The organism is Pseudarthrobacter sp. NPDC058196, assembly GCF_042882685.1.
GTDB lineage: Bacteria > Actinomycetota > Actinomycetes > Actinomycetales > Micrococcaceae > Arthrobacter.
In genome coordinates, this window is sequence record NZ_JBHVVN010000011.1 from 158,285 (window position 1) to 171,378 (window position 13,094).

Genomic DNA, 13,094 nt, shown 5'->3' on the forward strand with positions numbered 1-13,094 from the left:
GTGTCGGGAATGGTGGGGGAAGTGGGTGTCAGGCCTTGGCGGCTGCGAGGTTCCGGCGCCGGACCCCGACGCCCAGGAGCAGGACGGCGGCGACCATCAGCGGCGCGGACCACAGGAGGAGCCCGTTGTCGCCGGAGGGGTCGTACACCTCGGGCCGGGGCCAGGCGAGGTTGACCACCATGACGCCTCCGTAGAGGACGGCGAGGATGTTGACCGGAAGTCCCCAGCGGCCCAGCGAGAAGAGGCCGGCGGGCATGGTCTGGCCCACCCGGTCCCAGTCCCCGCGGAGCCGGTTGACCAGTTGCGGAATGGTCACCAGGAGGTAGGCGATGTAGACCATCACGATGCAGACGCTGCACAGGGTGGTGAACAGGGCCGCGTTGCCCACGTTGATGGCCAGCACGGCAACTGCCAGCGCGCCGATCACGATGGAGGGCCACATGGGAGTGCCCCGGGTGGGGTGGACCGAGGAGAGCAGGGCCGACGCCGGGAGCTTCCCGTCGCGGGCCATCGAGAAGACGAGCCGGGAACCGGCGGTCTGGATGGCCAGGGTGCAGACGAAGATGGCGATGGCAACATCAACCAGCAGGACCTTGCCCCAGAAGGTGCCCAGGACCGCGGTGAGGACGTAGGGCAGGCCCTCGGTGGCGAGGCGGCCGTCGTCGAGGCTGGGGGCGGCCATCAGGGCGGTGATGATCATGAGGGCGCCGCCGATGCCGGAGATGAGCAGGGCGGAGAGGATGGTGCGGGGTGCGGTGCGGCGCGGGTCCTTGGTTTCCTCGGACAGCTCACCGGCGGAGTTGAAGCCCACCATGACGTAGGCGGCCATCAGCCCCGAGACCAGGAAGGCTCCCACGGCGCCCAGGTCCGATCCTTGCAGCACGGTGGTGTCCGCCACCACGTCCGGTCCGCGCTGTGCGGCGCTGACGAGGGCAAGGATCACGGCTGCGACGCCGACGATTTCGCAGGTGACACCGACCGAGTTCACGTGCGCCATGAGCTTGACGCCCAGGGAGTTGATGATGGTGGTGGCCACCAGCAGCACGGCGCCCAGGATCACGGCGTTCGAAGCCCCGGTGACGGTGTTGAGGGCCGGGTCGCCGCCCACCACCTGGAATCCGTCCCACAGCTGGGGCAGGACCACCTGCAGGGCGATGGCAGCGGCGGCCGCGGTGACCACCTGCGCGATGGCCATGAACCAGCCGGCAAACCAGCCCACGGCTTCCCCGCCGACGCGGCGCGCCCACTGGTAGACGGCTCCGGAGAGCGGATAGCGGGCGGCGAGTTCGGCAAAGTTGAGGGCCACCAGGAGCTGGCCGACCAGCACTACCGGCCAGGTCCAGAAAAACGCGGGACCTGCGAAAGAGTAGCCGAAGGCGAAGAGCTGGAAGATGGTGGTGAGGATGGAGACGAAGGAGAAGCCGGCGGCAAAGGAAGCGTAGCGGCCGAGCTTTCGGTGCAGGGTGGGCTGGTAGCCAAGGGACGTCAGGTCTGCATCGTCCTGGTGGACGGTGGGGAGAACGGTTGATGTCATGGGAATCTCCGGGGCTGGAAAGGGGTCTTGGGGGCGAAGCCTTCCGGCAGCGCAGCGCTCGGCCGAAGGCTGCGGATTACCGGTCACTTGATAGTTTTCCAGCGCGATGTCCCCAAACAGTTTCACCTCTGTAAAAGGCGGATAGACATCTTGTTTCGGGCACATTTCCGTCCCCTCACCGCCCCTGCCGGGCACCTTCGAGCACGCCTTGCGGTGCAAGAATGAGTCGGTGACTTACGCCGGACCGGGACGCCCCCGCCACCAACAGCCCTCACGGCCAGGCGCCACCGCACGCGACGAAATCCTCGACGCCGCCGCGGAACTGTTCACCACCCAGGGTTTCGCCAGCACCTCCACCCGGTCCATCGCGGACGCCGTCGGGATCCGGCAGTCATCCCTCTACCACCACTTCAAGACCAAGGACGACATCCTCGAGGACCTGCTCGAGGGGACGGTATCCGGTGGCCTGGAGTTCGCCCGGGCCGTGGCCGCGCTGCCCGCCGGCAGCGCAGGAACCGAAAGCCCGGCTGGGAGCCGGCTGCACGCCGTCGCGCTTTATGACGGCACGCAACTGTGCAGCGCACGCTGGAACCTCGGCGTCTTGTACCACCTGCCCGAGGTCCGCAGCACGCGCTTTGCCCGCTTCCTGGCCGACCGGCACGAACTGCGGCGGCTCTACGGGGAACTTGGCAGCGGCCTGTCGGCCACAGCCTCCGGACCGGACGGCGGCGACTTCACCTTCCGCCTGGTCGAATCGCTGATCTACCTTCGCGCCGATGGAGCCGCCAACGCAGAATCAGCACTGCAGGCGGCGGACGCCGGACTCATCCTCTGCGGACTCGGCCCGGAACTGCCGGCCATCCGCACGGCCAGCCGGGAACTGATCGGGCGGCTCGCCTGAGCCCGGCCGCGCCGTCCGTGATGCCCGCACCCGGCTTGCTCGGCTAGGCTCGGAACATGACGCGAGAGAACATCAGGACCCCCGACGGCGGCACTGTGGAGCTCTTCTCCACCGGTGCGGAACTCGCTTCGGCAGGTTCGGGCGTGGTGGTGGTGCCGCCCTCCATGGTGACGGCTGCGGACTACACCAAATTTGCCCATAAACTGAGCGCCGCCCTGGGCAGGCCGGTGCACACCTTCAACCGTCGCGGCCGCGGCTCATCGTCCCCGCAGCCCGAGGACTACACGCTGGACGTGGACATCCGGGACCTGGACACGGTCATGAAGCACACCGCCAGCACCGACGTCTTCGGCCACAGTTTCGGCGGGGCAGTTGCCCTGCACGCGGCACGGACCCTGCCGGTGGAGCGGCTGGCCGTCTACGACCCCGCCGTCTCCGTGAACGGCAGCGTCACGGCCAGCTGGATTGTGGAATACGAACGCGCCATCGCCGCCGGAGACGACGACCGCGCCCTCGCGGTCATCCAGCGCGGCCTTGAGGCCGGCGGCGCGTTCTCCTCGCGCATGCCGCTGTCCATGCTCACGCTGGCCAACAAGCTGACCGCGGGCACCACGGAAGGCAAACAGCAACGCGAACTGATGCGCACCGGCGTCCGCGAAATCAAAGCCATCATCGCCGCCGATATGCCGGCCGAACCGTTCCAGGCACTCCCCCTGGAGACGCTGATTGTGGTGGGCGAAAAGAGCCCGGCCTACTTCGGCATCGCGTGCGGCCAGATCCACGACGTCCTCTCCGGCTCCAGCTACACCATCCTGCCCGGCTTCGGCCACGACGGCGCCATCAAGGCCCCGGACAAGCTGATCAAGGAACTGAGCGACTTCTTCGCCGGCTGACCCCGGCGCGGTTGGGCTAGTGCGCGCCGCGCCCTGCCTCGGCGCCTTCGGTCTTGCGCATCATCGCGGACAGCACGACGGCGGCAAGGGCTATGACCGTTGCCGTCAGGAAGGCGGCGCTCATCCCGGCGACGAGTCCCGACGTCGCACTCACCACCGCGAAGATGGACACCAGCAGCGCCGTGCCGGCAGCGCCGGCCACCTGCTGGGTGGTGCTCATGATCGCCGAGCCGTGCGAGTAGAGGTGCGGCGGCAGCGGGTTCAGCCCCGTGGTGAAGGCCGGGGTGAACAGCAGGGCCAGGCCGAAACTCAGCCCGACGTGCAGGGTGATGATCCACCACACCGCCGTGCCGGCGTCGAGCATTGAAAACTGCCAGAGCGTCACCACCATCAGGACGGATCCCGTCACGGTGAGCGGCAACGGGCCCACCTTGTCGAACGCGCGGCCGATCACCGGACCGAGGAGGCCCATGGCCAGGCCGCCGGGGAGCAGCGCGAGTCCGGTTTCCAGCGAACCCAGGCCGCGGACTTCCTGCAGGTAGAGCGGCAGCAGGATGACCCCGCCGAACAGTGCCATCATGGCCACCACCATCAGCAGGACCGAGACGGTGAACATCCGGAAATTGAAGGCACGCAGGTCCAGCAGTGGCGCGGCGGCCTTCTGCAGGCGGACCTGGCGGAGGACGAACACCGCAAGGGCGGCCACCCCGATGACCAGGGCGGCGATGGCTGCGGCGCCGGGACCGGACTGGCCGCCGCCGATCTGGCTGAGCCCGTAAACCAGGCCGCCGAACGCAGGGACCGTGAGGAGTACGGAGAAGAAGTCCAGCTTGGTCTTTTCCGCCTCGCCCACGTTGGTGAGGAATTTCGCGCCGATGGCCAGGGCAGCCAGGGCCACCGGCAGCACGAACACGAACATGAAGCGCCAGGTGAAGTGTTCAAGGATCAGCCCGGAAACAGTGGGGCCCATGGCGGGGGCGACCGAGATGGCGATGCTGACGTTGCCCATGACGGCGCCACGCTTGGCCAGCGGGACCAGGGTGAGGATGGTGGTCATCAGCAGCGGGAGCATGATGGCCGTGCCGCCCGCCTGGACGATGCGTGCCAGCAGCAGGACTTCGAATCCGGGAGCCACGGCCGCCAGTGCGGTACCGCCCGCAAAAAGTCCCATGGCCAGCATGAACACGGCCCGGGTGGTCAGGCTTTGCAGGATGAAGCCGGTGGTGGGGATGACCACGGCCATGGTGAGCATGAACCCGGTGGACAGCCACTGGACGGTGGGCGCGTCCACTCGGAGGTCCACCATGAGCCGCTGCAGGGCGACGTTCATGATGGTCTCGTTGAGGATCACCACGAACGTCGCCACCAGCAGCGTGCTGATGATGGTCACCGACTCCCGGGACATCTTCTCCGGCGCAGCGGGCGGGGTGCCTGTGCGGGGTTCCGCCACGGTTCCTGCGACTGGAACGGACTGGCCGCCGGCGGTGGGAGAGACTTCGGTAGACATGGGTGTTCCCTCAGGGGTTTTTGGAAGTGATGCGCGGTCGGCGCCGCTGCAGATGCCAACACTCTACCCGCTGGAGTAATTCCCCGGCATGGGAATTTCGCCTAAACCCTGAGGGAACAGTTGGGGCTTCAGGCCGTCTGGCCCGCGTGCCGGCCTTCCGAGATCTCCTCCACCAGCTTGCTGTTGAATGCCGGGAGGTCATCCGGGTTGCGGCTGGTCACCAGGCCCTGGTCCACCACCACTTCCTGGTCCGACCAGTTGGCGCCGGCGTTCTTCAGGTCCGTCTCAAGGGTGAAGTAGGACGTGACGTTCCGGCCCTTGATGACTCCTGCATCAATCAGCAGCCACGGCCCGTGGCAGATGGACGCCACCGGCTTGTGCTGCTCAAAGAAGCTGCGCGTGAAGGCCTGGGCGTCCTTGTCCACCCGCAGATGGTCCGCGTTGACGACCCCGCCAGGAAGAACCAGCGCGTCATAATCGGAGGGATTTGCCTCCGCCACCGCGAGGTCGACGTCGAAGGTATCGCCCTTGTCCGTGCCGTTGTAGCCCTGCAGCTTGCCGCTCTTGGGTGCCAAGAGGGTGGGCTCGCCGCCGGCGTCCTTCACGGCCTGCCAGGGACTGGTGAGCTCCACCTGCTCCACGCCGTCAGTCAGCAGGAATGCGACCTTCTTGCCTGCGATGTTGTGCTCCGACATAGCTCCTCCTTGCCTGCGGCGGACCACGCACCAACGCGGTGCCCGGATCCGCTTCCAGAGTTGAATTCCTGACAATTTCCACCCTAGGAAAGGTGAAAGTAATAAGCAAGCTGACTATATTGGATTCCAGGCGGCGCTACGGACCGGTTTCCTACTCGGGACCTTCGACTCTGGTGCTGCGGTTTTCTGCGGGATCGGGGTACAGACAGAACCCGGATTCCGGCAGTAAGGTTTCACCTACGCGCAGTGCTCTCGACGCCGCAGCGGCCACCCCACGGGCCGCTTCGGATTGGTGCAAGGAGGCCCCGATGACAGTAGAGCGGATGTTCCAAGGTGTTCCCTCGGACCCGGACCCCTGGATGTCCGGCGACACTCCCGAGGACGTCCGGCAGTTCGCCATCGAATCGCTCCGGTGGCAGGCGCAGGAGATCATCGATGAGGTGCTCTGCAGCAGGGATCCGCGGGAAGAGTGGGTGCGGGACCGGCTCCGCGGGTGCGTGGCCAGGAATCCCGGGCGTCCGGAGCGCGCACTCCTCGAACAGCTCATGAACAGCCCGGACAGGCCAGGTTTATAGCCCGGGCCACATCCCGCGGGCGCCAAGCCCCCGGCGCTCAGGAACTCAGCGGCATGTTGTCGATCAGGCGGACCGGCCCCACCTTGGCCGCAATGAGGGCAAGGGCGTCGCCGCGGAACGGGGTCTCCCTGCAGTTCTCCGCCAACGGCTCAAGCGTGCCGGGGTCCACCACGTCGAAGTAGTCCAGTTCCACCAGCGGTTGTGACTCCACCAGGGCCAGTGCCGATTCCAGGTCCAGCGGTTCGTGAGCATTCGCGCGCTCCTCCAGCAGCCGCAGTGCCCGGGACAGGACCAACGCAGCGTCCCGCTCGTCCGCGGACAGGAAGCGGTTGCGGCTGGACAACGCCAGCCCGTCCGCCGACCTCACCGTGGGCACCCCGACGATCTCCACCGGGAAGTTCAGGTCCGCCGCCATCCGCCGCACCAGGGCCAGCTGCTGGGCGTCCTTCTGCCCAAAGTAAGCCCGGTACGCCGGGAGTCCACCAGGCAAAGCCGGGTTTGCGGCCCCGGCCGGAAGACCGGCAGCGGGCATGCCGTAATGCAGCAGCTTCGCCACCACGGTCAACGCGCCGTCGAAATGGCCGGGACGCGATGCGCCCTCCCACTTTTCGCCAAGGCGGCCGGACGTGATCCGAACCAGCGGTTCCCCGCCTGGATAGACCTCCTCCACGGAGGGCGCGAAGGCCAGGTCCACGCCCTGTTCCTCCAGCAGGGCAAGGTCCGCCTCGAGCGTCCGCGGGTAGCGGTCCAGGTCCCCGGCGTCGCCGAACTGCAGGGGGTTGACGAAGATGCTCGCCACCACCACGTCGTTGTGCTCGACGGCGGTTCGCGCCAGCGCGGCATGGCCATCATGGAGTGCGCCCATGGTGGGGACCAGCCCCTGTGAGACACCACTCTTGGCGGCGAGCAGCCGGGCGCTCGCCGCGTGCAGGCCGGCGACGGTGGTGACGAGTTGAATGGACATTCAGTCTTCCTTCGGGTCGAGGGCCTCGCGCAGCCCCTTAAGCTGGTCGGGTTTAAGCAGTCCGCGGCCCTCCGCCCGCAGGGCTGTGGCCCGGGCCATCGCGAGGTAAGCTTCCAGCACGTCACCGTGCCCGCCGCCGTCGAACTCCCGCAGCGCTTCCGCGTGGGCACGGACCGTCCCCACATCGCCGCGGGCCACCGGGCCGGTCAACGCGGATTCGCCGGAAGCCAGGGCGTTTTCCAGCGTTGCCCGCAGGAGCGGGCCGAGCATGCGCTCCGGCAGCTCCACCCCCACCTCGCGCAGCAGCTGGGACGCCTGCGCCACCAGGGTGACCAGGTGGTTGGAACCATGGGCCAAGGCAGCGTGATAGAGCGTCCTGTCCGCTTCGGCGATGGCCACCGGCTCCGCCCCCATCTCCACCACCAGCGCCTGGGCGATCGGCAGCATGGCGGCATCGGCTGTCACCCCGAAGGTGCAGTCCAGCAGCCGGGTGAGGTCCAGGCTCATGCCGGTGAACGTCATGGCAGGGTGCAGCGCCAATGGAATGGCACCGGCGGCGCGGACGGGATGCAGCACGCCGACGCCGAACCGTCCGGAGGTATGGGCCACCAGCTGGCCGGGCTGCCAGGCGCCAAGCTTTGCCAGTCCCTCCACGAGACCCGGCAGGGCGTCGTCGGGCACGGCCAGCAGCACCAGCTCGGCGCGCTCCACGATGTCCTGCACCTCCAGGATGGGAACGCCCGGCAGCAGGGCCTCAGCCCGTTCCCGGCTTGCGTCCGAGACCGCCGAGACCCCGACGACGGCGTGCTCGGCAGCGCGCAGGGCCGCACCCAGCACGGCCCCCACCTTTCCGGCGCCGATGATTCCGACGCCGAGGCGTCCGGGTTTAGCCATGCTGCTGGCCTTCCTGTCGGTAAGGGGTGCGGGTGGTCATTGGTCCTGCGGCCGGGGCAACCTGCTGGAGCCACTGCTCCGTGGTTTGCCGTTTCCGAGCCAGCCGGGCACGCGCGGATTGGTCGTTGAAGAGTTGCCGGGCCTCATCCAGTCCCGCCTGGGCCAGCCGCGGGGCCACGGGCCCGGCGGTGGTGTGGAGCACCAGGTCCGCCACCCGGAACCGGCGCGCCACAGGCCCCTGCTGCAGGGCGAGCGACTGCGTCCGCTGGTGGGGAACCAGCACCAGCTCACGCCACCAGCGCCCGGAACGGATCAACAGGGCGGTGTCCGTGGCGGCAAAGCCGTTGCGGCGCCAGGCGAAGGGTGCCAGCAGCCACGCCCGCCGCGGCGTCGTGATGAACCCGCCGTCGGAATCCCTGCCGTTCAAGCCGGCGGCAAAGACGGCCGCGGGCTGGTCAGTGCCGGGGTCCGGCAGCACCAGGGAGAGCATGGCCAGGACGTCGGGAAGCTTGCCCACCGGCAGGAGGACGGTCCGGGTATTCCCCTCGACGGCGTTGCCGGACTGCCCGTAACCGGCCACGTTCACCTGCATCCGGTACCAGCCAAACGGGCGCCACAGCGGCGACTGGGCCACCTTCACCGCCTGGATCCGGCCGGGCGGAAGGGTCTGCGCCTGGGTGTCCAGCAGCCCGTATCTCAGCCGGATGCCGTCCGGTGAGACGGCCGCCGTGAAGTTGTAGCCCCTGTTGAAGAAATTCCAGTAGCCCGCCGCCAGGCCCAGCACCGCCGGCACCAGGTAGAAATAGAAGGCGCGGTTGTCCGTCACCGCGGACAACACCACGGAGGCGGCGCCGCCCACCACCACGAAGAAGCTCTGCTCACTCAGCAGCAACGACCCGAGAAGGCGCGACGGCGGGACCGCAAGTACCGCCAATTCCGGTGCCTCGGAGGCGGGCGGGGCCGGCTGTCCGTCGACGGACGCGGCGCCGGCCCCGGGCACGGCGACGATTGCGGCACCCGATGCGCGGGCCAGGATGGTGGCACGCAGTTGGCGCGCATCGTCGATCCTGAGGTAGGCGAGCCGCACCGCGGACTCCCCCGCATCGGCCACCTCGAATTTGAGTTCGGCCAGCCCGAAGATGCGGGCCAGCAACGGCTGCACGATGTCGATGGCCTGCACCCGGTCCAGCCGCGCCTGCCGGTGCTGGCGGAACAGCAGGCCGCTGGTGACCCGGACGTAGCCGCCGGACACCTGGTATTTGGTGAAGTACCAGGTCAGCACGAACCCCAGCACCGCCACCACCAGCACGGCCGCGCCGCCGCCCAGGAGCCACGGGGCGCGCCGCCCCAGGCCTTCCTCGAAAACGGGCTGGCCCTGCAGGGCCCTTTCAAAGATGTCCCGCCCAAAGAAGAACGCAATGGCGGCCAGGGCAAACCAGCCCCTGACGAACGGCGACGCGGGGTGCACCCGCTGCCAGCCGTCGTCGGACGCTGCAACGGTGTCCCGGCCGGCCGCTGCGGGCGGCATCGCAGGCAGCGGGCCGTCAGCGGTCACAGCCCGGCCAGCCTGGCTTCGCCGCGGGCCGTCAGCTCTTCCCTGAGCCGGGCGCCCTCAGCCGCCGGCAGGCCGGGAATGCGGGCGTGGGTGCCGGGCGAGGCGGTGTGGAGCTTCAGTGTGCACAGGCCCAGCGCGCGCTCCACCGGCCCCACGGCAATATCCACGTACTGCATGCGGCCGTACGGCACGGCCATGGTGCGCTGGAAGAAGATGCCGCCCCTGACCAGCAGGTCCTCATCCCGTTCGGCGTAGCCGATAGCCCGGACCTGCCGCGGAATGAGCACCAGCCGCCACAGGGCAAGCACCAGCATGGCGGCCGGGACGGTCACGGCAAGCCACAGCGGCGGCCAGGACCACCAGCCCAGGAGGACAAACACCAGCGGAGCGGACAGGAGCAGCACCGCAACCAGGTTGCCCAGGGCCCACTCCGCCAGCCGGACAGTGACGTACCGCGACGACACCCGCTGCCAGGCAATACCGGGCGGGTCAATCGCCTCGGTACGCATATTCGCCTTCCCCGGCGGCCTCCCCGCGGGCAGGGCGGCCTTTGCCGTCGGCGCTGGTTGTGTCGCCGTCCTCCGGGGGAATCCGGCAGAACCGCTCCACCACGAGTCCCACCACGATCATCACCAGCCCGCCCCCGGCCATGGCCAAGGCAAGCCAGGTGATGCCTTGGTCGCTCCGCAGGCTCCAGATCCTCAACTGGTCCAGGAAGATGCCCACGTGCCAGCCCAGCAGGACTGTGCCAGCGTAGGCGCACGCCTGGGCAAGGACCAGCGTCCTCGCCGCCAGCAGCGGATCCAGTTGGGTCTTCTTTGCCTTGCTGCCGGGCTTGAGGCTGTTGCGCCACCGCAAGACCCGGATGCCCAGGATCAGCGTGATGATGACGATGACGCCCATGGTGGCCAGCGCGGTGGAGGGAAGGACGGGCGTGGCAACGCTGTAGCGGCTGGTGACCACGGTCGCCGACCAGCCCGCGACGGCAAGGATGACGCCGATCAGCATCAGGCGCAGCGGGTTGATGGGTTTCATCGCGGCTCCACCGCTCCCGCCGTCGGCATCCCGTCGAAGTCCCCGAAACCGTCGAACGGGGCAAGGTCGTTAAAGTCCGCGGCCCGGACCGCCAAGGCGCTGATCCGCTCCCCGCCCAGCGTGGCGGCGGGTTCGATCAGCGACCACGGGTACAGGACGAAGGCCCGGGTGGCAGCGCGGGGATGCGGGAGGGTCAGCGCCGGATCGTCGCTGTGCAGGTCGCCGTAGGTGATGATGTCGACGTCGAGTGTCCGCGGCCCCCAGCGGACCTCGCGGACCCGGAGGTGCTTGTTCTCCACCGCCTGGCAGTGCTCCAGCAGTTCCTGCGGACCCAGGCTGGTTTCCACGGTAATCACCATGTTCAGGAAGTCCGGCTGGCCGGACGGGCCGCCCACGGCTTTGGTCTGGACGATCGGGGAAACAGCCAGGAGCCGGACTTCCGGCGGATCCACGAGGTCTGCCACGGCTTCGGTCAGGGTCTCGTTCCGCTCGCCAAGGTTGCTTCCGAGGGCAAGCACGGCCTTCGTGTACAGGCCGTTCATGCCTGTTCCCCGGACAGGACGCGGGCGGCCGGGATACGGCTCCGGTGGACGGTCACGGCGACGTCGCCAAAGGGCACCTCGATGGGAGCCTGGGGTTTGTGGACGGTGATGTCCACCGCCTGGAGCGGGAATTCGTCAAGCAGGCCCTCGGCAATGCGCACGGCCAAGGCCTCGATGAGGTTCAGGGGTTCCCCGGCGATCCAGTCGGTAATACGCTGCGCCACCTCGCCGTAGTGCGCGGTGTCCCGGACGTCGTCTGACTCCGCCGCTGCGGCGAAGTCAAGATAGAGCACCGCGTCCACCACGAAAGGCTGGCCCTCGCGGCGCTCAAAATCAAACACGCCGTGATGGCCGACGGCGGTCACGCCCGTCAGCGTAATCCTGTCCATGGGGTCCCCCGGCCCTAGTGCGTCTTGGGTACGGCTTGCGGCGTGGGTACCGCCGCCATGCGGGCAGCCACCTTGACGGCGTCCAGGCTTGGCCCGACGTCGTGCACGCGGACTGCCCAGGCACCGCGTGCGGCGCTGATGGCGGTTATTGCCGCCGTGGCACCGTCCCGTTCCTCCGGAGCGGCGGACTTGCCGGCCACGGTGAGCAGCGTGCCCAGGAACCTCTTGCGGGAGGCTGCCACGAGCACCCGGTGCCCCAGGCTGTCCAGCTGGTCCAGGTTCTGCAGCAGCTCCCAGTTGTGGGAGTCGTTCTTGGCGAACCCCAGTCCCGGGTCCACGATGATCTGTTCGTGGCTGACACCCGCGGCGTAGAGCTTGTCCCGCACGCCCGCCAACTCTGCCACGACCTCGCCGGCCACGTCCGTGTACTCCGCGAGCGAATTCATGGTCCGGGCATCCCCGCGGCGGTGCGTGAGGACGTAGGGAACCTTGGATGCTGCCACGAGCTCTGCCATCTCCGGTTCGATGGTCAGCCCGGAGACGTCATTGATGATGGCGGCGCCGGCCTTCAAGGCGGCGGCCGCGGTGGAGGCGTGGGTGGTGTCGATGCTGACCAGCGCACCGGCCTTCACGAGTGCTTCGATGACCGGCAGGACGCGCCTCTGCTCTTCCTCCGGCGTGACGTCCTCGGCGCCCGGGCGGGTGGACTCCCCGCCGACGTCGATGATGTCCGCCCCCGCGTACAACATTCGCAGGCCGGCCGCGATGGCGGTGTCAGCGGTGGGGTGCTTTCCGCCGTCGCTGAAGGAATCCGGGGTGACGTTCAAGATCCCCATGACCAGTGTGCGGCCGGTGGGGAGGTCCTCGAAGCGGGCCGCCGGGCGGGGCTTGCGGAGGATGGGCAGCGGGGAGGTCGCGGGCCCCGTTCCGGGGGCTGCAGCGAGTGAATCCATGGTTTGTTACCTTCCGAGGATGAGGCTCATGGCCTCGGCGCGGGTGGCCGGGTCATGCAGCTGCCCGCGGACCGCACTGGTGACGGTCTTCGCTCCGGGCTTGCGGATGCCGCGCATCGACATGCACATGTGCTCGCATTCGACGACGACGATCGCCCCGCGGGGCTTGAGGTAGCGGACCATCGCTTCGACGATTTCCGTGGTCAGCCGCTCCTGGACCTGCGGGCGGCGGGCGTAGATGTCCACCAGCCGGGCCAGCTTGCTCAACCCGGTGACCTTGCCGTCATGCGATGGGATGTAGCCAACGTGCGCCACCCCGTGGAATGGCACCAGGTGGTGCTCGCACGTGGAGTAGAACGGAATGTCCTTGACCAGGACCAGTTCCTCGTGGTCCAGGTCAAAGGTGGTGGAGAGGACCTCGGCGGGGTCGTGGTGCAGCCCGGCGAATACCTCGGCGTACGCTTTCGCAACCCTTTTGGGGGTATCCACGAGCCCGCCGCGGTCCGGGTCCTCGCCGATGGCGATGAGGATCTCGCGGACGGCCGCCTCGATCCGGGGCCGATCCACTCTTTCACGTTTTGAGGACCGGTGACCGCCCTCCGCCAGGTGATCGGCGGAGGCGGAAACGTCGTCGTCGTCGAAGGAAGTCACAGGGAA

At 68.3% G+C, this 13,094-nt stretch carries 15 protein-coding genes; 3 read left to right on the top strand and 12 right to left on the bottom strand.

What is annotated here, in order from left to right:
* Nucleotides 1-28: 28 nt before the first annotated feature.
* Complete coding sequence (locus tag ACFVVC_RS16780) at nt 29-1,534, bottom strand: amino acid permease (protein ID WP_387455700.1); 1,506 nt, start codon at nt 1,532-1,534, stop codon at nt 29-31.
* Between the two features lie 229 nt (nt 1,535-1,763).
* On the opposite strand from ACFVVC_RS16780, the gene ACFVVC_RS16785 reads away from it, so the two are divergent.
* Together ACFVVC_RS16785 and ACFVVC_RS16790 are read left to right on the top strand one after the other, a co-directional pair.
* Nucleotides 1,764-2,435, top strand: a complete 672-nt coding sequence (locus tag ACFVVC_RS16785) for a TetR/AcrR family transcriptional regulator (protein WP_387455703.1) — start codon at nt 1,764-1,766, stop codon at nt 2,433-2,435.
* Nucleotides 2,436-2,491: 56 nt separating this feature from the next.
* Nucleotides 2,492-3,328: an alpha/beta fold hydrolase gene (locus ACFVVC_RS16790; protein WP_387455706.1), complete on the top strand. Its 837-nt coding sequence runs from the start codon at nt 2,492-2,494 to the stop codon at nt 3,326-3,328.
* Between the two features lie 16 nt (nt 3,329-3,344).
* Here the strand turns inward: ACFVVC_RS16790 and ACFVVC_RS16795 are convergent, their stop codons facing one another.
* Nucleotides 3,345-4,835: a DHA2 family efflux MFS transporter permease subunit gene (locus tag ACFVVC_RS16795; protein ID WP_387455709.1), complete on the bottom strand. Its 1,491-nt coding sequence runs from the start codon at nt 4,833-4,835 to the stop codon at nt 3,345-3,347.
* 128 nt (nt 4,836-4,963) lie between these two features.
* Entirely contained in the window at nt 4,964-5,530 is a 567-nt protein-coding gene (locus ACFVVC_RS16800; protein ID WP_387455712.1) for a type 1 glutamine amidotransferase domain-containing protein, read from the bottom strand.
* A gap of 308 nt (nt 5,531-5,838) precedes the next feature.
* Here ACFVVC_RS16800 and ACFVVC_RS16805 point away from each other — a divergent pair, with 308 nt between their 5' ends.
* A complete protein-coding gene (locus tag ACFVVC_RS16805; protein WP_387455715.1) occupies nt 5,839-6,105 on the top strand; it encodes a hypothetical protein in 267 nt (88 codons plus the stop codon).
* A gap of 37 nt (nt 6,106-6,142) precedes the next feature.
* Here the strand turns inward: ACFVVC_RS16805 and ACFVVC_RS16810 are convergent, their stop codons facing one another.
* The 9 genes from ACFVVC_RS16810 to folE are packed head-to-tail and all read right to left on the bottom strand — an operon-like array spanning nt 6,143 to nt 13,088.
* Nucleotides 6,143-7,069, bottom strand: coding sequence for a 4-phosphopantoate--beta-alanine ligase (locus ACFVVC_RS16810; protein WP_387455718.1), 927 nt, complete (start codon nt 7,067-7,069; stop codon nt 6,143-6,145).
* Entirely contained in the window at nt 7,070-7,963 is an 894-nt protein-coding gene (locus ACFVVC_RS16815) for a Rossmann-like and DUF2520 domain-containing protein (protein WP_387455721.1), read from the bottom strand.
* The gene (locus tag ACFVVC_RS16820) at nt 7,956-9,518 is read right to left on the bottom strand and encodes a PH domain-containing protein (protein ID WP_387455724.1); all 1,563 of its coding nucleotides are present in this window, start codon (nt 9,516-9,518) and stop codon (nt 7,956-7,958) included. Before ACFVVC_RS16820 ends, ACFVVC_RS16815 begins: the two co-directional genes overlap by 8 nt.
* Nucleotides 9,515-10,027: a PH domain-containing protein gene (locus tag ACFVVC_RS16825; RefSeq protein WP_387455727.1), complete on the bottom strand. Its 513-nt coding sequence runs from the start codon at nt 10,025-10,027 to the stop codon at nt 9,515-9,517. The genes ACFVVC_RS16820 and ACFVVC_RS16825 overlap by 4 nt, the downstream gene beginning before the upstream one ends.
* Nucleotides 10,008-10,553, bottom strand: a complete 546-nt coding sequence (locus ACFVVC_RS16830; RefSeq protein ID WP_387455730.1) for a DUF3180 domain-containing protein — start codon at nt 10,551-10,553, stop codon at nt 10,008-10,010. The genes ACFVVC_RS16825 and ACFVVC_RS16830 overlap by 20 nt, the downstream gene beginning before the upstream one ends.
* Nucleotides 10,550-11,095, bottom strand: coding sequence for a 2-amino-4-hydroxy-6-hydroxymethyldihydropteridine diphosphokinase (gene folK / locus ACFVVC_RS16835; protein WP_387455733.1), 546 nt, complete (start codon nt 11,093-11,095; stop codon nt 10,550-10,552). Before folK ends, ACFVVC_RS16830 begins: the two co-directional genes overlap by 4 nt.
* Nucleotides 11,092-11,484, bottom strand: coding sequence for a dihydroneopterin aldolase (gene folB, locus ACFVVC_RS16840; RefSeq protein WP_387455736.1), 393 nt, complete (start codon nt 11,482-11,484; stop codon nt 11,092-11,094). The genes folK and folB overlap by 4 nt, the downstream gene beginning before the upstream one ends.
* A gap of 14 nt (nt 11,485-11,498) precedes the next feature.
* On the bottom strand, nt 11,499-12,437 hold the full coding sequence (folP, locus tag ACFVVC_RS16845) for a dihydropteroate synthase (protein ID WP_387455739.1): 939 nt from the start codon (nt 12,435-12,437) through the stop codon (nt 11,499-11,501).
* 6 nt (nt 12,438-12,443) lie between these two features.
* A complete protein-coding gene (folE, locus tag ACFVVC_RS16850) occupies nt 12,444-13,088 on the bottom strand; it encodes a GTP cyclohydrolase I FolE (RefSeq protein WP_387455742.1) in 645 nt (214 codons plus the stop codon).
* Nucleotides 13,089-13,094: the final 6 nt, after the last annotated feature.